The sequence below is a fragment of the Gimesia benthica genome (assembly GCF_009720525.1).
GTDB lineage: Bacteria > Planctomycetota > Planctomycetia > Planctomycetales > Planctomycetaceae > Gimesia > Gimesia benthica.
The window spans coordinates 7,943,817-7,963,219 of record NZ_CP043930.1 but is presented as its reverse complement, the minus strand read 5'-3'; the positions used below and the strand labels follow the sequence as shown (position 1 = coordinate 7,963,219).

General features: G+C 52.3%; 17 protein-coding genes. 8 read left to right on the top strand and 9 right to left on the bottom strand.

Features of this window, described 5'->3' with window-relative positions; all coding sequences use genetic code 11:
* Positions 1-17: 17 nt before the first annotated feature.
* Complete coding sequence (gene dapA / locus F1728_RS30925) at positions 18-905, bottom strand: 4-hydroxy-tetrahydrodipicolinate synthase (RefSeq protein ID WP_155367238.1); 888 nt, start codon at positions 903-905, stop codon at positions 18-20.
* A 79-nt stretch (positions 906-984) separates the two neighbouring features.
* Positions 985-1,905, bottom strand: a complete 921-nt coding sequence (locus F1728_RS30920; protein WP_155367237.1) for an NAD(P)-dependent oxidoreductase — start codon at positions 1,903-1,905, stop codon at positions 985-987.
* Between the two features lie 344 nt (positions 1,906-2,249).
* On the opposite strand from F1728_RS30920, the gene F1728_RS31405 reads away from it, so the two are divergent.
* Genes F1728_RS31405 through F1728_RS30905 form a run of 3 tightly spaced genes read left to right on the top strand, consistent with a single transcriptional unit; the run spans position 2,250 to position 4,442 of the window.
* Positions 2,250-2,714, top strand: coding sequence for a hypothetical protein (locus tag F1728_RS31405; RefSeq protein WP_194242610.1), 465 nt, complete (start codon positions 2,250-2,252; stop codon positions 2,712-2,714).
* A 59-nt stretch (positions 2,715-2,773) separates the two neighbouring features.
* Positions 2,774-3,715, top strand: coding sequence for an aminotransferase class IV (locus F1728_RS30910; protein ID WP_155367236.1), 942 nt, complete (start codon positions 2,774-2,776; stop codon positions 3,713-3,715).
* A 46-nt stretch (positions 3,716-3,761) separates the two neighbouring features.
* Positions 3,762-4,442 (top strand): class I SAM-dependent methyltransferase, encoded by a 681-nt coding sequence (locus F1728_RS30905; protein ID WP_155367235.1) that lies wholly within the window; start codon positions 3,762-3,764, stop codon positions 4,440-4,442.
* An 8-nt stretch (positions 4,443-4,450) separates the two neighbouring features.
* Here F1728_RS30905 and F1728_RS30900 read toward each other — a convergent pair whose 3' ends face one another.
* The 4 genes from F1728_RS30900 to F1728_RS30885 all read right to left on the bottom strand — a co-directional run bounded on the left by F1728_RS30900 (position 4,451) and on the right by F1728_RS30885 (position 9,854).
* A complete protein-coding gene (locus F1728_RS30900) occupies positions 4,451-5,545 on the bottom strand; it encodes an EF-hand domain-containing protein (protein ID WP_194242609.1) in 1,095 nt (364 codons plus the stop codon).
* Between the two features lie 179 nt (positions 5,546-5,724).
* Positions 5,725-7,476, bottom strand: a complete 1,752-nt coding sequence (locus F1728_RS30895) for a hypothetical protein (RefSeq protein WP_155367233.1) — start codon at positions 7,474-7,476, stop codon at positions 5,725-5,727.
* A gap of 232 nt (positions 7,477-7,708) precedes the next feature.
* Positions 7,709-8,671: a S1C family serine protease gene (locus tag F1728_RS30890; protein ID WP_155367232.1), complete on the bottom strand. Its 963-nt coding sequence runs from the start codon at positions 8,669-8,671 to the stop codon at positions 7,709-7,711.
* Positions 8,672-8,744: 73 nt separating this feature from the next.
* The gene (locus tag F1728_RS30885; protein ID WP_155367231.1) at positions 8,745-9,854 is read right to left on the bottom strand and encodes a cytochrome c; all 1,110 of its coding nucleotides are present in this window, start codon (positions 9,852-9,854) and stop codon (positions 8,745-8,747) included.
* A gap of 566 nt (positions 9,855-10,420) precedes the next feature.
* On the opposite strand from F1728_RS30885, the gene F1728_RS30880 reads away from it, so the two are divergent.
* Complete coding sequence (locus F1728_RS30880; RefSeq protein WP_155367230.1) at positions 10,421-10,894, top strand: hypothetical protein; 474 nt, start codon at positions 10,421-10,423, stop codon at positions 10,892-10,894.
* Positions 10,895-11,009: 115 nt separating this feature from the next.
* Here F1728_RS30880 and F1728_RS30875 read toward each other — a convergent pair whose 3' ends face one another.
* Entirely contained in the window at positions 11,010-12,977 is a 1,968-nt protein-coding gene (locus tag F1728_RS30875; protein ID WP_155367229.1) for a sodium:solute symporter family protein, read from the bottom strand.
* Positions 12,978-13,146: 169 nt separating this feature from the next.
* Here F1728_RS30875 and murD point away from each other — a divergent pair, with 169 nt between their 5' ends.
* Complete coding sequence (gene murD, locus F1728_RS30870; RefSeq protein ID WP_155367228.1) at positions 13,147-14,568, top strand: UDP-N-acetylmuramoyl-L-alanine--D-glutamate ligase; 1,422 nt, start codon at positions 13,147-13,149, stop codon at positions 14,566-14,568.
* Here the strand turns inward: murD and epmB are convergent.
* Positions 14,565-15,572: an EF-P beta-lysylation protein EpmB gene (gene epmB / locus F1728_RS30865; RefSeq protein ID WP_155367227.1), complete on the bottom strand. Its 1,008-nt coding sequence runs from the start codon at positions 15,570-15,572 to the stop codon at positions 14,565-14,567. The genes murD and epmB overlap by 4 nt on opposite strands.
* 240 nt (positions 15,573-15,812) lie before the next feature.
* On the opposite strand from epmB, the gene efp reads away from it, so the two are divergent.
* From efp to miaB, 3 genes are all read left to right on the top strand, one after another.
* Positions 15,813-16,385: an elongation factor P gene (gene efp, locus F1728_RS30860; RefSeq protein ID WP_155367226.1), complete on the top strand. Its 573-nt coding sequence runs from the start codon at positions 15,813-15,815 to the stop codon at positions 16,383-16,385.
* 262 nt (positions 16,386-16,647) lie between these two features.
* Positions 16,648-16,863 (top strand): hypothetical protein, encoded by a 216-nt coding sequence (locus tag F1728_RS30855; RefSeq protein ID WP_155367225.1) that lies wholly within the window; start codon positions 16,648-16,650, stop codon positions 16,861-16,863.
* Positions 16,864-16,955: 92 nt separating this feature from the next.
* The gene (miaB, locus tag F1728_RS30850; RefSeq protein WP_228030421.1) at positions 16,956-18,494 is read left to right on the top strand and encodes a tRNA (N6-isopentenyl adenosine(37)-C2)-methylthiotransferase MiaB; all 1,539 of its coding nucleotides are present in this window, start codon (positions 16,956-16,958) and stop codon (positions 18,492-18,494) included.
* Between the two features lie 6 nt (positions 18,495-18,500).
* Here the strand turns inward: miaB and F1728_RS30845 are convergent, their stop codons facing one another.
* Positions 18,501-19,400 carry a TIGR01777 family oxidoreductase gene (locus F1728_RS30845; protein ID WP_155367224.1) on the bottom strand — a complete coding sequence of 300 codons (900 nt, stop codon included), beginning with the start codon at positions 19,398-19,400 and terminating at the stop codon, positions 18,501-18,503.
* Positions 19,401-19,403: the final 3 nt, after the last annotated feature.

The following is a 19,403-nucleotide window of genomic DNA, read 5'->3' as shown; positions in this document are numbered from 1 at the left end:
CCATTTTAACAGAAACCTTACAGCAGGCCATAATCCTGCAGAGTTTTCTCGAGCACCTTCATTGAATCGGCATCCAGTTGTGTCATGGGGAGACGGACTTCACCATTGTCGCGCCCCAGTATCTGCATGGCTGCTTTGATCGGGATCGGGTTCGTCGCCAGTCCGAGCAGGTTACGACAGAGCGTAAACAGCCGGTAGTGCCATTCGCGGGCCTTGGCGAGATCGCCGGCGTTGAATGCCGCCAGCATCGCTTTGACGTCCGCAGGAACAATATTACCGACGACCGACACAACTCCCTTGCCTCCCAGCGCCATCAGTGGCAGAGTCAGGCTGTCATCGCCTGAGAGAACTGCCAGGTCGCAGGAAGAAAGAATATGCGAAGCCTGATCCATCGAACCGGTAGACTCTTTCACGGCAACAATATTCGGGATCTCGGCGAGGCGAATAATTGTTTCCGGCTCGATATTCTTCGCAGTCCGACCGGGAATGTTATACACGACGATTGGCAGTTCAACAGACTCGGCAATTGCTTTGTAGTGCTGATAAAAGCCTTCCTGGGTCGGCTTGTTGTAATACGGGGCCACATGCAGAGCACCGTCGGCACCGGCCTGTTCAGCGTACTTGGTCAGCTCGACTGCCTCACGTGTACTGTTGGAACCGGTGCCTGCCATGACTTTAATCCGGCCGGCAGCCTGTTTGCAGACGATGGAAATGACCTGTTTGTGTTCATCGTGTGAGAGTGTGGGAGATTCTCCGGTTGTTCCCACCGGACACAAGGTGTCGGTTCCCTGCTCGACATGGTAATCGACCAGCGCCTGTAAGCCGCTTTCGTCGATTTCGCCATTCTTGAACGGGGTGATCATTGCCACCGAAAGACCTGCAAACAGGTCACTTTGATTCGCCATGCTTATCTTACCTTATTTGAATTTTACTGTCCGGTTTGATTCTGTCCGACCAGTTCGATTTCATGTATATGCTTGAGGACTAGGAGCGGTTTTCCCAGTCTACGTTCGACAGGGATGCCAGTGCCAGCTGCAGAGCGTGTGTGCCGTCGCGGCCATGTCCCTGTGCCTGGACTGCCATGTAAAGCTGATGTCCCAGTGCCAACCCGGGCAGGCTCAGGTTCATCTTTTTGGCTTCCGCCAGGGCAATTCCCATGTCTTTGATGAAGTGCTCTACGAAAAAGCCCGGATCAAAATTATTGTCCATGATCCGTGGTCCCAGGTTGGAGAGCGACCAGCTGCCGGCGGCACCACTGCCCACCGACTGCAGAACCGTAGGCAGGTCCAGACCCGCTTTGTAACCATAGAGCAGCGCTTCGCACACGCCGATCATGTTAGTAGCGATGAGAATCTGGTTCACCATTTTCGTGTGTTGACCGGATCCGGCTTCCCCCTGGTAGACAATCGTTTTGCCCATGGCGTCCCAGCAGGGTTTCAATGCGTCGACCACAGCTTCGTCGCCACCGATCATGATGGACAACGTGCCGTTTTTCGCTCCTACATCCCCACCGGAGACGGGAGCATCTACGCTGTACACACCTTTGGTCTGAGCGGCTTCTGCTATTTCGACGGCCAGGGAAGGATCGCTGGTGGTCATATCGACCAGAATCTTGCCTTCGGAAGCACCAGCGAGTGCTCCGTCTTCACCGAGAATGACTTCCCGGACGTCAGTTGGAAAACCGACGATAGAGAAGATAACATCGGCTGCTTCTGCAACCGCTTTGGGAGAGTCAGCCCAGGAGGCCCCTTTCCGAATCAGCGGTTCTGCTTTGGATTTACTGCGATTATAAACCGTGGCTGAGAACCCCGCATCCATCAGGTGTCCCACCATGCTGGCTCCCATGACTCCGGTTCCAATCCAGCCAATTTTTGTTGTTCCCGGTTGAATGGTCGGTATCGCCATAAAATCAATCCCTTTGTCTTTTAAATCAAATTCGTCAATATGCTTACAATCATCCACTCGATTTCCAACTGGAGATCGTAAAAAAATGATTGCCATATCTCAAGTTAGCACGATATTTCCCACTGGCAGTATATCGAGCTGAGACTCAGATGTCATATGACTGGTTCATTTTTTTGCTAACAATTGACGCCGGCATTCGAGTTTCTGTGCTGTTTTACAGGGGGAATGCAAAAGAAACTTGCATCACAGACTGGAGCGAGGGAGAATTTGGCAGATGAATCGCTCCCTGCCCCTCCCCACGCAGTTCAGGTCGACTAATTTTCAGATAGAGAGACAGGTTTGTGATGAAGATCAAGAATGTGGCGTCAGGGCTGGTGATTTTGGCAGCCCTGACCATGCTGCAGACCTCCGCAGCCCGAGCCCAGTGCAGCAATTACCCTTGTGGACCAGACGGGGCACCACTGCTGCAGAGACTGACGCCACAGGGATTTATGGGCGCCGATTTTCGAGGCAGCTGTGCCCAGCACGATCAGTGCTATCAGATACCCGGAATCAACAGGCGTTATTGCGATTTGCAGTTGAAGCAGGAACTGCATCGCCGCTGTGAGTGTTCTGCCTTTCCACTCGGCTGCCGCATGGTGGCCAACATGATGTATATGCAGGTTCGATTGTTTGGCAGACGGCCTTACTTGAACTCACAGTACCAGTCGCCTTATCATAACCCATCGCCTTACTATGCACCGCCTCCGGTTTATCCGGCTCCGGCACCGGTTGTCTATCCAGCGCCTGTCGTCTATTACGGATACTAGCGGAAACGGTAGGGTAGACTTACTCTCTATTTCCCTCACGTATAGTACGAAGTCAAACGATGTCCGAGCCCCAGGCTTATCTGAACGGCGAAATGATTCCCCAGACTGAAGCCCGGCTGGCGGTTTCGGATCTGGGAATCGTCTATGGTGCGGCCGTAACCGAAATGGTACGCACATTTCAGCAGCGTCCCTTCATGCTGGATGAGCATCTGAAACGCCTCGAGTCTGCTTTGGACTATGCCTGCATCGATCCTCCCCTGCCTCGATCCGAGTTCAAACAGATCTGTCTGTCACTGGTGGAACAGAACGCTTCTCTGCTCTCTGCGGAACAGGACCTGGGATTGACGATCTTTGTTACCGCAGGTCAGAATCTACCCTATCTGGGGCTGGCAGCTCTGGACGAGTGCCGCACTCCCACGGTTTGTGCCCACACCTTCCCACTCGCATTTGAGCTGTGGGATCAGAAATATACCAGCGGTCAGTACCTGATCCGCTCGGAAGTGGAGCAGCTCAATCCCCGGGTCTTTGATCCGCGGGTGAAGTCCCGCAGCCGGATCCATCTGTTTCGCGCCGATAAACTGATCCGCAAACAGGTTCCCGCAGCGAGTGCCCTGCTGTTTGACGAACAGGGGTATGTTGCGGAAACCACCATCGGGAATTTCTTCCTGGTCCAGGACCGGACGATCCTCACACCCCGTCCGGAATATGTTCTGCAGGGGATCAGCCAGATGATGGTGGCACGATTAGCGAAGCAACTGGGACTGGACTATGTGGAAACAGATATTTCCGAAGAAATGCTGCTTCAGGCGGATGAAGCATTGACGTCCTCCAGTGGCTATTGTCTGATGCCCGTTACGCGTTACAATGATCATTTCCTTTCAGAAGGAAAGCCGGGCCCCGTGTATCAGCAGATGATCGCCGCCTGGAGCCAGAAAGTCGGAGTCGATATTGTTACGCAGGCGCAGCAGATTGGCGCAGCCCGCCGTGATAAACTTTCCTGAGCTATTATTTATTTCTGTCGTTTGATTGAATCCCGGGAACCTGGACGTGTCGCATTATCTGGAATTTTTTAAACAGTTTCGAACGACATTTGAAACGACCGGGGCCATCGCTCCCAGCAGCCGGTTTCTGGCCAGCAACATGGCCGAGCCGATGAAACGCCATCAGGGCCCCAAGAAGGTTCTGGAGATCGGTCCGGGTACCGGCGCGGTGACCCGCGAGATCGTCAAACAGATTCGCCCGGAAGATTCACTGGACCTGGTTGAGCTGAATGAGAAGTTCGTCGAAATTCTACATAATCGGTTCGATGCCGAACGTGCTTTTCAGGAAATCAAACACCTGACCTCGATTCACAACTGCCCACTGCAGGAGTACGGCGTTGGTGAGGAGTACGATTACATTGTCTCCGGACTGCCGTTGAACAATTTCCCGACCGATCTGGTGAGCGAAATCTTTCAGGCCTACTTCCGGTTGCTGAAACCGGGTGGAGTGCTCTCGTATTTCGAGTACATGTATGTCCGGCCGGTTCGCAAAGTCGTGTCCCGTGGTCCCGAAAACGAGCGGATTTGTCAGATCGACCAGATCATGCGGAGCTACACCAGCCAGTACCGGATTCGTACCAACTGGATCTGGTTCAACCTGCCTCCCGCCTGGGTACAACACCTGCAGAAAACAGACAGCCCGCCACCGTTGATTGAACAGGCGACGCCTCAGGAACAAAGCTCCTGAGGTCAGGCTCAGTCTGCTTTTTTCTCTGTGTTCTCAGCTTTGGTTTTATTCTCCGGTTGATCTGCTGCAGGTCGTTTGAGTTCCTGGAGGGGAAGCGGATTTCGGGTGCGCTGTCGGCTCCGTGATTCCTCACCTGCAATCTCGCTGCGATCCAGGAAACCGTCCCGGTTACGATCGACTTCGTCGAACCAGCGGTTAATCTGCTGCAGTTCTTCTTTACTCAGTTTTCCGTCACCGTTCTGATCAACAGAACGTATGAAGGCCGGCCCTGAGCGAGGAAAGTTTGTCCCAAACCGTGGGCGAGAGCGTTCCTGCATCTGCATTTCGGGACTCTTCATTTCACCATCCTCTTCAGCCGGTTTTCGGCTACGTTCCCTGCTCTGCCGTTCGGGACGTTGTGCAGGACGGAATTCCGCCATCACTTTCATGAATTCTTCCCGTGTCAGTTCTGCATCACCGTCCTTGCCGGCTCGCTCATAGAGCCGTTTAAGGAAGGGACGAATTCGCTCGGGGGCTTCGTCCAGCGTCAGTTTATCATCACCGTTGGTATCCAGGGACTTAAAGAAGCGTCCGGCCCGTTCCTGGGAATTCATGTTCGCGCCTTCCGTTCGAGGCGGACGTCCGTTTCCGAACATACGTCCCATGCGATGCATCTGTCCAAGTGATATTTCGTCGGTATTTAATCGTTGGAACAGCGGCTCCATTCGTTCGCGTAGCGGCTCGGGTAACTCGTCTTTCGAAATCTTTTTATCGCCGTTACGATCCAGCTGACTCAAGAAGCGGTTGTAGAAACGGGGCCCCTGATCGAATCGGCGTTCTGCTCCGGGCTCGAATTTCTGATCTTCTTTTTTCAGACCGTCTGTAAACTCGTCCTTCGTGAGTTGACCATCCTTGTTTTTGTCGCCTGAACGCAGGAGAAACTCAAAGAAACGCTGCTTTCCTTCAGGAACTTCATCTGCCGAGATCGTGCCGTCAGCGTTTTTGTCCAGTTGCTGAAATACCTTTTCCTGTGCGGATTTTTCTTCCTCAGGTGCTGCCGAGAGGGGGCTGAGCGAGAAGCCGGTCAGACCGACAAGAGCCAGTACGGGAAATAAGCGTTGCATGGTCGTCACTTTCCTCAAAACAACGGGAGATTTACAGACGATAACAGGCATTAAGCTGCCATTATACGATTAAACCCGTCGTGTGTCGAAAAGTATTGCAGGAACTGAAATATTCGTTTGCGCATGAAAAAACCCGGTGAGTGACCTCACCGGGTTAAGTGGTCGTTCAGCAATCAAATTCAGTTCGCCCGTTTCTTGGAATAGTTGGAACTGAAGAATCCCTGATCATCGGGGATAGTGTATCCGCCCGTGACAGGCAGGTACTTCTGGAAGAATGAGAACGGCGGCAGCTTGGAAAGATCGAGCCCTTCCACCTGAATCTGATCCTGGTTTTTCTTGATCAGGTCATACAGGGCGTGCAGCTGTGCGTCTGCATTCTGGTAGTTGATGATCGAGGTTTTTTCGGGGAAGTTTTCCGCGATCTGCTTGTAGTTCGGATTGTTGATCAGCGAGCCGACTCCCCGATCCTTCCGCAGAATGCTTTCAATCTGTTTGACATCGTTGGAGATGAACAGCTGATCTTCTGCGATGCAGAAAGCAGCGTCGGCGGGAGACTTCAAAACAGCAGCAGGCAACTGATACAGGGTCGTGCCCTGGAATTCGCGTGCCTGACCCGGAAAATCATCCCGCGTGGTCACCGATGCGATGATTTTCTGGAACGCATCAGAGTTCTTGAGCCCCAGAGCAACGACAAATTGACCAGACATCTGAGTCAGGTCAATCTGCTCACCTTCTTTGATCTCAGTTGCGATCTGAATCCGACCGCTCAGGTTATCAACGATGTCTTTTTTGATATGAATCTTGGGACCATCGGGATTGTCGGCCATTTGATCAATGATGGCAGCCAACGCACCGGGACGCCCCTGGAATCCATCGAAGAGTGTTTCGATCGAATCGTAAGCACCAGTGATGCTCCAGTTAATTGAATAGTAAGACGATACCTTGTCTGAAACCCAGACCGGAGGCTGCTGAGCAATCGCCGGGCATTTGAAGATATCAATGATGCCCGAGGTGGGCTGATCAACGTAGGTAAAGGTTTTCGTGATCGCGTCAAAATTCTTGGTAGCAACATAGCTGGAACCGCCAACGGCTTTCAACTGAGTAATCCCCAGTGCGGGCAGGAATCCCTGAACCATGCCGATCTGAGGATTAACACGGCTGGCAACTCCCAGGATCGACTGCAGCGCGCCAATCGGGTTCAAGTACCAGTGCATCACAGCAGGCGCATCTGCATCAGAACATTTATTGATGATGTACTGATACTCTTTCTTGCTGGATAGTGTTCCCTGTGCCTGGCCATCCCAGCGCCCGAGAACTCCTTCAAGAATTTTGTCGTCATTAGAGGCGACAAAAGTTTTGTCCTTCAGGAAGTAAGCGAATTTTTTCGCCAGGGGAACTTTGACAGGACCTTCATCATCACCTTCTTTTTCGAAGGAAAAAATGGTGATCTTGGTGCCGTCGACACTGCGAACCGTCCGCTCTGCACCTTCCTTGTCGAGCCCCTCAGCGGTTTTTTCCAGGATCTTCTCGACAATTTCACCGCTCTCGCCATACTCGACGAAAGCCAGACCGCCGAATTTGCCTTCATCGCTTTTGACGAACGCAATCGCGAATTCACCGGAGGGGATGCTGAGAACATTACTCAGGCCCAGGTCGGTTTCTGCCTCAAACAGTTTGGAGTATTTTTCCACAATCTGGACGAGGTCTTTTTTCATGTCAGCGAAGGCGGGATCGCGAACCATTTCCGCCATCGAGCTCTGTGCCCACTTTTCTTCCAGCAGTTCTACATCCGGAATGGAGAAGTAGAGCATGGAATCATCGGGGATCCGCTGCACGGCAGTGACCCGGTTCTGGGCAGACGTGTCTTGCGCGGAGAACAGGAACATCGCCTGCATCAACATGAAAGTGAAAAACAAAAGTGGCTTTCTCATGGGAGCCTTCATTCTTTCTCTACCTGAGGGGATTTAAGATTTTCGCACTGGATCAACTCTTCCAATCTGTCGAACCACCAGAGCGCAACAATGTTGGTAACTGTTAATTTGTAGCAAGTCTGAAATATCTGACAAGATCAACCTGCAATGAGACTTTCAACGTGGCCCGGAAGTCTATACGTCAGCAGGCAGGGACATTACCTGCCTGAACGAACGCAGGTTGCAGGAATTTTTATTTACTTTCATTTTCCGCAGATTTTCTGCGTGGTGCGTCAAAGTAACGATAACCGGTATTGGGACTGGTTTTATCGAACGCAAACGCATCACGGTTATCCAGAAAATGTTTGACGTATGAAATCGGAATCGCAAAGCCCAGACCTTCTCCGAGGATCAGCTTCATATTGGTGACGCCGATCACTTCGCCGCGAGAGTTAAACAAAGGCCCACCGCTGTTTCCCGGATTGATTTGCGTTGTCGTCTGAATATAGACGATTCCCTGCATGTTCCGGTTACGCGTACTGATAATGCCGCGCGAGACGGAGCGTTCCAGTCCCAGCGGGTTTCCAATTGCAAATACCTCTTCTCCTTCACGCTGGGAATCATCCTCAGCCAGGTACACCTGTCGGAATGGAAAGTCTTTCTGCAGGGGGATTCTCAGCAATGCCAGATCGAAAAATGGATTCAGAGCAATGATCTCTACATCCTTGATCTGTCGTCTCTGGAATTCACCACTTTTCGTCCGATGGAAAATTGTGACGGCGATTCGCGTCTCTTTTTCAACCACGTGATAATTAGTCACACAATAGCCACGGTCATTGATAATGAAACCGGAGCCGAGTCCACTGGGAGTCTGCACCAGCGTAACCGCCTCGCCGTAGATGCGGGCCAGTTCTTTGATGCTTTTCGCGGGCAATTCCGCGACGGAATAGAACTTGTCTTTACTCTGGGAAACACTGGTTTTATTTGAGGAAAGTGATTCCGACTTGGTGCGGGAGCGGACCTGATAGCTGGGGATTCGCAGCACTTCAATGCCGATATCAACCAGCAGATAGTCTGAACCCTGCTTAAGCACATCCCCCTGCACTTTGTGGCCGTTGACCAGTTCGATGACATCCGCCTGCGCCGGAATGGAAAGACAGAGAATCGCAATCAGCAGGCAGGTAATTTTTTTCGGGCAGCACCAGTTGTCAATCATTCCGTCGATTTCCTCTCTTCTTAGCGGCTGTCAGACCAGAAACGCGGCGAGTCGTTTCGCCTTGAGGGATGTTTTACTCTTTGTATTCGCTATGGCATTCCGTGCAGGATTTGTAGACCCTAGACATTCCCTGATCAAACTCCTGGAAATTGTCATTCTTGGCAGCTTCCACCATTTTCAGGCAGGCTTCCTGCATCGGATTGGCATGCCCCAGGAAGCCTTTGTCATCGACGTAGCCGTAACCTTCCAGTGTGATGATCTTGGAAATCGCTGCGAGCAGGTGTGCTTCTTCGATGACCTTCTCTTTTTCTGCTTTGAGGGCATCTGCACTACCGACGTTCGATTTGAGCCATTTGTAGGCAATATCAGCGCGTTTCATCAGATCGCCCATCGAAGCGACTTCGGCGATGGGTTTTTTATCGTCAGCTTCAGGCAGTCCCGCAGGGGCACTGCCGTTTAGAATCACGATGATCTGTTCGTAGGGAACTTGCATAGCGCGATAGGACTTGGCACCACGCATCAGCGGCTCTGCTGTGAAAGCGGCTGCCAGCTCCCGCAGATACTTGGCGTTCTTTTTCCAGCCGACATCTTCTGAATGCTGATTCGCAACTTCAGCTAGTGCCGCCAGTGTTGCGGTAAATGTGGGTATCTCAAGATAGCTCGTATTATAGGTGCCGACCGACTGCATATTTTTTGTCAGACGATTACGGATGTCTTTGACCTGAGATTCCAGAATCGGCATGGGGATAATTGTTTTCCAGTCCGTGCCTGAACCGCCACTGGCACTTGCCTGTGCCGTCTCCGTTTTCATTTCTCCCGCGGGAGCAGGAGTGGTATTGGCTGCGACATTGTTTCCAGGTAGAGCAACGGGCTGAACTGACTGATTATCGCCCGCGACAGCCAGCGGATTGTCAAACCAGACATCGTAGGGGATCCCGTCAATCATTTTCTGCCCATCATTCGCCTGGGCAGGTGCCGGTTTTGTTTCGGTTGGCGTTGATTGTGCTACCTGTGGAGTCGCTGCGGCCGGAGCGGGCGTCTGGGCCTCTTGCTGAGCTGGCGCGGGGGCAGGAGCATCATTTCCACCACATCCAGTGAACAGAAATAGTGCGAGCAATGCACCTGTTGCGTGTGAGAAGCTGCGAATTGGTTTCCGATACCAGTGCCAGGATGGCTTGTTCATGGATGACTCCCTCAAGTCCTTGAAATAAAACCAATTAGATTATGTGTGATCTTCGCAGGAGATGCAACTCCAGCTTGCCCAGTTTATGAAATTGGTTTTACAGGTCTGGATGGACCCTGCGATGTCTCACCCCTCAGCAAATCATGGAAACCATGTGTCTAATGATCCAGGCCACGCTTCCAGACTGGGGATTACCTGACTGAAACCATCCCCAGCTGTAAAAATATTCCGATCAGGATAAGCGGGTGCGTTTGGTTGTTTGCGTAAAAATATGGCGGACGGCCCTTGTCAACTCAAACTCCACTTATTATCTCTGACCATTATCAGGTGCGTAACTGGTACCGGTTTTTCACACACAGCGTTGAAAAAGTTGAGACTTCCCACTTGCGGAAGTTATACTTGAGTGGTGGACAACCGAGAGAAAAATCGTTTCCTGACTATTCAATAGCCTGTAATTGACTTCTGGAGAATAAACACAGGCACGTTGTTGGGGACACACAACATTGATTTTATCAATCAGCTGCCATCATGGAGTTCACCCTGGTAGCAAAAGGAGTAAATGAGAGATGAACAAGATTGTTTGTTACACGTTGGGCATGATTGCCCTCACCCTTACAACAGCTCAGGCTCAGGGCCCTTCCCTCAATTTCGGTCAGGGATTCCTGCTGAGTCAGACAACAGCTCCGCCTCCGGCACCTCCTGCTGTTTTGCCTGAACCAATGCCCGAGTATGCCCCTCAACCTTACGAACACCACGTTGCTTCCCCTGCGATTCCCATGTTTGACTGTGTCAAATACAGAAAAACCAAGAACATCGCTCCCTGCTCAAATCCGAAGATTGTCACCATTGTCGATCCCTGTGCTCCCAAGAAAAGCTGTTGTGAGCCAGGCTGTGTTGCTGTCGAGATCTGTGCTCCTGAATGTGCCTGCGAGTGCGTTCGCTGCAGAAAAGATGGTCGCAAGAAGATTTTTGACTACGGGAAATACAAAGTGGTTGTAGAATCTCATCGTGGTCAGGTTGTTGTGACTTACCGCGACTAAATAGAGCTGAAACAGCTTCATCACAATTTCGAACAGCCAGAAACGCTTTTGTTTCTGGCTGTTTTTTTATGCGCACTTCCAAACTTAGATGCCTGTCAGCGCGAACTCCGTAGGATCAGGCGAGTTTCGACAGCAGGTTCGTCAGGAAGATAATTGCGGCCACACCACACCAGGCCAGAATGAACCCGCCCAGATCCTGAAACGTAGGTTTGGGGATTTCGATGTCTTTGGAATTCGGGAACATCTTTTGTCCCATCGGCTCTGGTTCCGCCGGCAGCGTACAGGGCGCATCGATTTGCTCATCCAGTTTCACCGGAGTGTGCATCAGCTTATAGAAATGGTCCAGTTTTTCCTGTGGTTGTCGCGGAGTAATAAAGCTGACAAGCACCCCACTGAGGATTGCCAGGCTCATGAAGAAGAACATCTGCCAGACATCCCGCATTTCGGTGGGAGATTTAAACATATCCTCAGGCAGAATTCCGGAGTTATAGAGTACGTCTGCATGGAAAGCGACGCCGATCCAGACCAGGATGCCGGTCAGAGTCGAAACCCAGACGGAAATCACATTCCAGCGCCGCCAGACAATGCCGATCCAGAGACTGATTCCAATACAGGCCGGTGTTTTGACGATGATTTTCAGCGCATGAATGATGTCGGTAAATGTGGTCTGGAGAATCAGAGCAAGAATCACAATCACCAGCCCGGCAATTCGACCAACCCAGAGATAATGCCGCTGCGACTTATTCTTCACCATACATTTGCGATAAATGTTCTCAGTAAACAGGCCACTGGAAATAATCATCTGCGCATCGCTGGTACTCATCACCGCCGCCAGCAGCGATGCCAGCAGCAGACCAATTAATCCCGGTGCGATTCGCGGCAGGATGTCATGGGCGGCCATGCCGAACAGTTTGTCAGCGAAATCACGGTCTGCACTGTCGACTTTTTCTTTTTCCTCAGGGGAAAGTGCGTTGTATTCGGGGCTTGCCCGCATTACGAGTGACTGGTAGACCGCCTGATCTGCGGGATCGGGTGAGTCTTTCAAAGGACTGCTGTCACCCATGTACCAGACGATGCAGGCCAGTCCGGTAAACGTCCAGGCGACCGTGCAGAATCGTTTGAGGAAGTTCCCCACCGTGAAACCGAAACGGCCTTCATATTCCGTCTTCCCTGCACCACAGACGCCCATAATATGGGGCTGGATTACGATCCCCGCGAGGGCTGTGACGGACAGCATAAATACGTAAAAGGGGGTGATCGGTTCGCCCATCGTGGCAGCCAGTTCCGGGCTGACGGTCAAATCCAGCATCCCCTTTTTAAGATCGGCATTCTGGTTCAGTTCGCCGAATCCACCTATTTCGTAGAACACAAACGGGAGCAGGAGAAACGAAAAGATGATCGTTAGAATCCCCTGGATAAAGTCGGTGATAATCGCAGCCCCCAGACCACCGGCCATACCATAGATCACGAACATGACTGTGACTGCCAGAATCGCGTATTCATAGCCCTCCAGACGCCGTTCGGTAATCTGAAACGACTTGGTTTCCGTGTTCCATTCCGCTGCCGGTACCATGAAGTTGGCTTCGACGGCGATGCGATCCAATTCATTTCCCGTCAAAGCATCGACCATTTTTCCGGTACCGAACAGTCCCCCCGCAATAAAGGTGATCGAGATAGCGATACCGTAAAAGGAATACAGCACCGCGGTGGGGCCATTAAAGCGGGTTTCGAAGAAGTCGGCGGTCGTCAGGGCCCGCATGCGGCGCATAATCGGAGCGACGATCCAGTAGAACGGTGTTGCCCAGAGCCAGAGAAACTGCCACCAGATCCCCGCAAGTCCAGCCCGCCAGGTTCCCGCGACAACACTGATGGCCTGCTCACTGCTGGTTCCCGAACCGAAGGCGAAGAACATCATGAAGACTTTGCCGAACCGGCGGCCCCCCATGAAGAAGTCGGTCATATCTTTTACTTTTTTCACCGACCACAGACCAATGGCGAGAATGACGACGAAATACAGACCCAGTACAATCCAGTCTGCAGTATGGAGCCCGAGCCAGGTATTCGATTCGGCGGCGAGTAACATAGGCCTGTCCTCTTAATCAGGAGCCTTTGGTAAATTTTGTTTCGAAATCAGCCTACCGCGGATTTATGAAATATGCAAACCTACTGATGCAAGGTCACTTTGAATATCCAGCGAATGCCGGCACGACAGACCATCGCCTGTCAGCAACACAACAGATGAAATCGCGCACATGTCCCTGATCCCCTTTCATATTCAGAATCAAAGCCTGCAGGACCGACGGGTCACCGTTCTGGGGTTGGGACGGTTCGGGGGAGGTATCGCTGTCACTCGATTTCTGGCAGAACGGGGAGCACAGATCACCGTCCTGGATAACCTGAGCGCGAGTGAACTGGAGCAATCACTCCAACAGTTTGCGGACATTCAAGGGATTCGTTATCTCCTCGGGGAGAAAACCCAGGAATTACCAGCCACAGACCTACTGGTACTGAATCCCGCGATTCCCCCGCAGCATCCCCTGCTCGCTCAGGCGGAGCTGGAACAGATTCCCGTGACCAGCGAAATCGAACTGTTCTGGCAGTTGAACCCTGCCCCCATAGTCGGGGTCACGGGCAGCAATGGAAAATCGACCACGACCGCGTTGATTCATTCCGTCTTTAACGAGTCCGGAAGCACCTGCTGGTTGGGTGGCAATATTGGTGTCAGCCTGTTGCCGCAGGTTGAACAGATTCAACCCACAGACTGGGTCATCCTGGAATTGAGCAGCTTCCAGTTACATAGCCTGGATCGTTTGCAAGTGAGTCCCCAACTGGCGGTGGTGACCAACTTCAGTGCGAATCATCTCGACTGGCACCAGTCCCTCGAGCATTATCGGCACGCGAAGCAGACAATCTCACGCTGGCAGACCGCGGATGAAACAACCATCATCAACGGCGATGATCCTGACTTGAAAAACTGGGACTACCCGGGAAACGTACTCAGGTTTGGCTGTGATGCAGCCCTGGATCCTGCGGTACTGGTGCAGGAACAGGGGTTTCAAGTTGACCAGTTCGCGGGATTATTTGAACCTCTGATTCCAGTTCCAGGCTGGCATAATCGTTTGAATGCTGCCGCTGCCATCACAGCAGGACTTTGTATTGACCTGGAACCAGTAACAATCCAACGGGGACTGGAACGTTTTCAGGGCCTGCCACATCGCCTGCAGTTTATCGGGGAACATGCCGGTCGGCGGTTCTATAATGACTCACTGGCGACCACACCTGAGTCGGCCATCTGCGCACTGGAAGCGTTTGAGTCGGGAAAGATCATTGCCCTGGCGGGGGGCTATGATAAACAGGTCGACCTGACCCCGTTTTCCCGGGAACTGCTCTCGCGAACGAAAGCAACCGCCCTGATGGGAGATACCGGAGTCAAACTCGCAGGGCTCATCTCGGGGCTGCGAGCTGAGTCACAGACTTTAAAGACGTCAGTGATTTCAGAACCACAGGATTCATTTGAGAACGCATTTGACTGGGCCTGGCAGCTATCTGCTCCCGGTGACGTGATTCTGCTCTCGCCGGGCTGCGCCAGTTATGGCTGGTTTGCCAACTTCCAGGAACGTGGGGCGCGCTTTGAAGCACTATTTCACAATCTCGCAAACTCCGCGAATACTTAATCTGTCAGCGGAGTTTTGTGCGGCTCTCCACTGATCTCGCGCACATACTGCGGAATCGCGTAGCCTGGCATACGGGTACGCAGTTCTCGAATCAGTGCCCTGCCCTGTTCCTCCGGAACTTCGAAGTGGGCCACACCGCTGACGCGATCCAGTTGATGTAAGTAATAAGGCATCACTCCCAGATTAATCAGCTTCTCGCACAAGGCTTCCAGCGTATCCACGTCATCGTTGATCCCTTTGAGCAGCACCGCCTGATTCAGAACTGGGATACCAGATTGCATCAGTTGCTGACTCGCCTGTTCAACGTCACCTGAGATTTCCCGGGGATGATTGGCATGGATCACCATCCACACAGTGGTCCCGGCAGATTTGACCTGCTCCAGGATCTCGATCAGCCCCGGGTGGATTCGATCCGGCAACACAACGGGGAGACGGCTATGAATTCGCAATCGTTTGACATGCGGTATCGCGGCAATCCGTTCACAAAACACGCGCAAGCGGGCGTCGGTCAACATCAGCGGATCACCGCCACTGAGAATGACCTCATGCAGGGATTTGTCCTGCTCCAGGGTCTGCCAGACCGACTCCCATTCCGCGAGGGTCCGGGGCTCCTGGCCATAAGGGTAGTGTCTGCGGAAACAATAACGACAGTGTATCGCACAGGCCCCACTGGCGATGAGCAATGCCCGGCCCTGATATTTCTGCAGCAGACCGGGAGTCGTCCTGACCTGTAAATCGCCAACCGCGTCGAGACTGAAGCCAGGGACCTGTTCCTGTTCGTTCAGATGCGGAAGCACCTGTCGCAACAAGGGATCCTGGAGATTTCCCGGTTCCATCCGTGCCAGAAAACTGGGGGGAACCATCAACGGGAACAAAAGGGCACTTTTTTCAGCAGCAGGTAACAGCGTCTCTGACAGATCGAGTCGCGCGAGTAATTCACGTGGATCGCGAATGGACTGCGCCAGTGATTGCTGCCAGGTGGTTTCCGGGAGTGTAGAAGACATTAACGCCAGTATTTCCAGTGGTTTAAACGAAAATCCATGACCTGCATACCGAGGTAATGGTAAGGGATCATTCCCGTTCGCTTACGAGGGGCTGTAGAGGGATGACAGGGGGACAAGAATTGCCTTACAATTCGCCTGCTCTCCGTTTGCAACGGCTGAAAGATATGTTATTCTCTCGCCCTTGGAAATAAAACTCAAATGTATTTTTTACCACTCCATCATTGTCAGAGAAATCAAGTAATGCCACAAATCAGCACAGGCGATTTTCGCAAGGGTATTAAAGTTATTGTCGAAGGTGATCCATACGAAATGATCGAGGTCAATTTCGTCAAGCCGGGTAAAGGACAGGCCCTGTATCGCACCAGATTGCGTAATCTGCTGAAGGGCACCATTCTCGACCGCACTTATAAGAGTGGTGGTGAAAGCCTGGAACAGGCTGATATCCGCAAGGGCGACGGGCAGTTTCTTTATAAAGATGCGACCGGTCTGCACTTCATGGACAATGAGACATATGAGCAATACTCCATTGATGAAGCCGTCTGTGGTAACGCCGCTGATTACCTTCTGGATGGAGCCATCTGCAGTCTGCTGTTCTGGAACGATCAGCTGATCGGCATGGATCCCCCACAACAGGTGATTGTGGAAGTCACTTACACCGAGCCTGCTGCTAAAGGTAACACCGCAACCAACGTTACCAAGCCAGCGACTGTTGAGACAGGTGCTACGGTAAACGTCCCTGCTTTCATTAATGTGGGCGAAAAAATCAAAGTTGATACCGCCACCGGTTCCTATGTGGAACGCGTCCGCGAGTAATTCCGAACCTGCCCTGCCTGAGGCGGGTCTGTTTCAGGCAGGATTCCAGGGCTGATTTGCCATAAATGCTTAGTTTTTATGATTCTTTTGCGTAGGTTTCATGAAACTGGGCAAAATGATATTGAATTATTAACAGGTGTTGCCAAGAATACCTGAACGATCTTCGTATCAATAGATATACGAAGCGCTTAAAGGAGTATACCGCCGGGTCGTCACTGATAATTCGCTGCAAGCGCCACCATGGATCTCAGGGAGGATTGACATGGATGTCTGGAATTTGTTTTTGTATGTCGTTGCATCACTGTTAGCGTTGAAATCGCTTGCCTCACTGATGTCTCACCATAAAAAAGTCGTCGTCCAGCAACTGGCAATCGAGTATACGCAGGAACTCGCCCCCAAAGGGAAGAAATCCAAGGGTCAGAAATCCGACCAGCATTCAGAGCTGTCTCCCGCGGACCAGAACGCTTCAGCAGCCTGAGACTCATCTGCTCTGTTTCTGCCCTGGTTTTCGTGGGAACTTCAAGGCTGTCTGCATTGGCCTTTCTCTCAATTGAATAAGTATTACAGTTCATGTCTCAATCAGAAGAAATCACGCAGGAAGTTCCACCAGCAGTCCAGGCAGATTCCGCTCCGGATGAGGTGGTGACCGACCACAACCATAAGCTCTACATCGAAACCGTCGGCTGTCAGATGAATATGCTGGACAGCGAGCTCGTGGTAGCAGATCTGCGTAAACGGGGATATGAACTGACCCAGAACGTCAAAGAAGCTGAGACCGTTCTGTTCAACACCTGCAGTGTCCGCGAACATGCAGAGCATAAGATTTACAGCTCTCTGGGGCGGCTCCGCTACGGTGCACGTAAGAACCCGAAAAAAGTGATCGGCGTGATGGGTTGCATGGCTCAGAAAGACCAGAAGCTGATCTTCCAGAAAGCCCCTCAGGTCGATTTCGTAGTGGGTACCGGACAACTGGCACAGGTCGCCGACCTCATCGACAAAGCACGCGTGAATCACAGTCAGAATAAACGCAGCCGGGAACTGGCTGTCGGACTGGGACGAAAAGACGGCAAGAGGGATGAGATCACCAACAGTTTCCAGAGTTACGATCCGCTGCGTGATCCGGAGATGCGACCTTCGCCTTACCAGGCATTCGTCCGCATTATGATCGGCTGCGATAAATTCTGTTCCTACTGTGTTGTCCCCTCGACGCGCGGTCCCGAACAGAGCCGTTCGCCACGCGAAATTCTGTCCGAAGTCAAAGTCCTCGCCGATCAGGGAGTCAAAGAGGTCACATTGCTGGGACAGACCGTCAACAGCTACAAACACACGCAGGACGGAAAACTCTTCCGCCTGTCTGACCTGCTCTACCTGATCCATGATGTCGCAGGCATCGATCGTATCAAATTCGTTACCAGTTACCCCAAAGACATGACCAACGACCTGCTGGAAGCAATCCGGGACCTGCCCAAGGCAACCCGCTACCTGCATGTCCCGCTGCAGCATGGCTGCGACGAAGTTCTCAAGCACATGAAGCGGGGATACACGGTCGAAGATTACCGGGACATGATGCAACGCATCAACGAGATTCTGCCCGGCTGCTCGGTTTCCAGCGACTTCATCGTCGGTCATCCAGGTGAGACTGAAGAGTCACACCAGAAGAGCCTGGACTCAATTCGCGAATTCCGGTTCAAAAACAGCTTCATCTTCAAGTACAGCGAGCGTCCCGGTACCAAGGCGGCCGAACGCTTTGCCGACGACATTCCCGAGGATGTCAAAAAACGCCGTAATAACGAAATGCTCGACCTGCAGAACGAAATCAGTGAAGAAGACAACGCGGAATTCATCGGCAAACAGGTCGAAGTGCTTGTCGAAGGTCCGAGTAAGTCTGCCCTCAAGGCCAGTGATAACGTCTCCAAAGAATCGCTGGCGGAACAGTTGATGGGACGTTCCAAGTGTGACCGGATTGTGGTCTTCGATGGAAATCCCCGACTGGCTGGTTCGCTGGCTGATGTCGAGGTGATCGACGTGACCCCCACGACGCTGATCGGGAATATCATTACCCGCGAATACCAGCATCAGACCGGCGCTTCGCTCCCCATCCTGCAGTAATCTGAACTACAGAACGCTGCGGAATGCATCTTCCAGTTGCGGATACTGGAACTGAAAGCCCGCTTCGGTCAGCTTCTTCGGGACCACCCGGGCACTGGTCAGCATCAGTTCCTGTCCCATCTCGCCAAACGCGGTTTTGACGCCCCACGCAGGAACGGGAAGACAGGTCGGCCGTGACAGGACCTTTCCCAGGGTCTTCGTGAATTCCAGATTGGTAACTTCATCCGGGGCGACAAAGTTGACCGGTCCTGCCAGCTCGCTGTGGTTCAGGCAGAACTGCAATGCGTTAATCACATCCGGCAGTGCGATCCAGCTCCAGTATTGTTTTCCCGAGCCAAGCCTGCCTCCGACGCCCATTTTGAATGGCGTCAGCATCTGTCCCAGTGCCCCGCCCTTACGGTCGAGAATCATGCCGAATCGCATGTTGACGACACGGATGCCCGCATCTTTGGCCGGTTGCGTGGCCTGCTCCCATGCGTGACAGACATCGGCCAGAAACCCTTCTCCCCGTGGACTGGACTCATCTAGTCGTTCTTCCCCCCGATCTCCGTAGAAGCCAACTGCGGAGGCGCATAAAAAGACGGACGGTTTCTGTTCCAGTGTCGCCAGTTGACTGGCCAGAAGGGAAGTCGATTGAAAGCGGCTGTTGAAGATTTTCTGTTTCACTTCCGGCGACCAGCGTTTGCCGGCAATATTGACACCGCCCAGATGAACCACGACGTCTACACCATCAAATGCCTGTGGTTCCAGTTGTCCCTCTGCAGGATTCCACACGACCGAAGTCTGTTGTGTATCTGGTGACTGCTTGCGAACCAGGCGGACGATTTCGCAGTCGGGTTCTGCTTCGAGTCGTTGACATAACGCCGAACCGACCAGTCCGGAACTTCCTGAAATGAGAACTTTCATGAG

What these genes read in the sequence shown, in the direction of transcription:
- dapA (WP_155367238.1), bottom strand. Translation starts at nt 905, where the DNA reads ATGGCGAATCAAAGTGACCTGTTTGCAGGTCTTTCGGTGGCAATGATC.
- F1728_RS30920 (WP_155367237.1), bottom strand. Translation starts at nt 1,905, where the DNA reads ATGGCGATACCGACCATTCAACCGGGAACAACAAAAATTGGCTGGATT.
- F1728_RS31405 (WP_194242610.1), top strand. Translation starts at nt 2,250, where the DNA reads ATGAAGATCAAGAATGTGGCGTCAGGGCTGGTGATTTTGGCAGCCCTG.
- F1728_RS30910 (WP_155367236.1), top strand. Translation starts at nt 2,774, where the DNA reads ATGTCCGAGCCCCAGGCTTATCTGAACGGCGAAATGATTCCCCAGACT.
- F1728_RS30900 (WP_194242609.1), bottom strand. Translation starts at nt 5,545, where the DNA reads ATGCAACGCTTATTTCCCGTACTGGCTCTTGTCGGTCTGACCGGCTTC.
- F1728_RS30895 (WP_155367233.1), bottom strand. Translation starts at nt 7,476, where the DNA reads ATGAGAAAGCCACTTTTGTTTTTCACTTTCATGTTGATGCAGGCGATG.
- F1728_RS30890 (WP_155367232.1), bottom strand. Translation starts at nt 8,671, where the DNA reads ATGATTGACAACTGGTGCTGCCCGAAAAAAATTACCTGCCTGCTGATT.
- F1728_RS30885 (WP_155367231.1), bottom strand. Translation starts at nt 9,854, where the DNA reads ATGAACAAGCCATCCTGGCACTGGTATCGGAAACCAATTCGCAGCTTC.
- F1728_RS30880 (WP_155367230.1), top strand. Translation starts at nt 10,421, where the DNA reads ATGAACAAGATTGTTTGTTACACGTTGGGCATGATTGCCCTCACCCTT.
- F1728_RS30875 (WP_155367229.1), bottom strand. Translation starts at nt 12,977, where the DNA reads ATGTTACTCGCCGCCGAATCGAATACCTGGCTCGGGCTCCATACTGCA.
- murD (WP_155367228.1), top strand. Translation starts at nt 13,147, where the DNA reads ATGTCCCTGATCCCCTTTCATATTCAGAATCAAAGCCTGCAGGACCGA.
- epmB (WP_155367227.1), bottom strand. Translation starts at nt 15,572, where the DNA reads ATGTCTTCTACACTCCCGGAAACCACCTGGCAGCAATCACTGGCGCAG.
- efp (WP_155367226.1), top strand. Translation starts at nt 15,813, where the DNA reads ATGCCACAAATCAGCACAGGCGATTTTCGCAAGGGTATTAAAGTTATT.
- F1728_RS30855 (WP_155367225.1), top strand. Translation starts at nt 16,648, where the DNA reads ATGGATGTCTGGAATTTGTTTTTGTATGTCGTTGCATCACTGTTAGCG.
- miaB (WP_228030421.1), top strand. Translation starts at nt 16,956, where the DNA reads ATGTCTCAATCAGAAGAAATCACGCAGGAAGTTCCACCAGCAGTCCAG.
- F1728_RS30845 (WP_155367224.1), bottom strand. Translation starts at nt 19,400, where the DNA reads ATGAAAGTTCTCATTTCAGGAAGTTCCGGACTGGTCGGTTCGGCGTTA.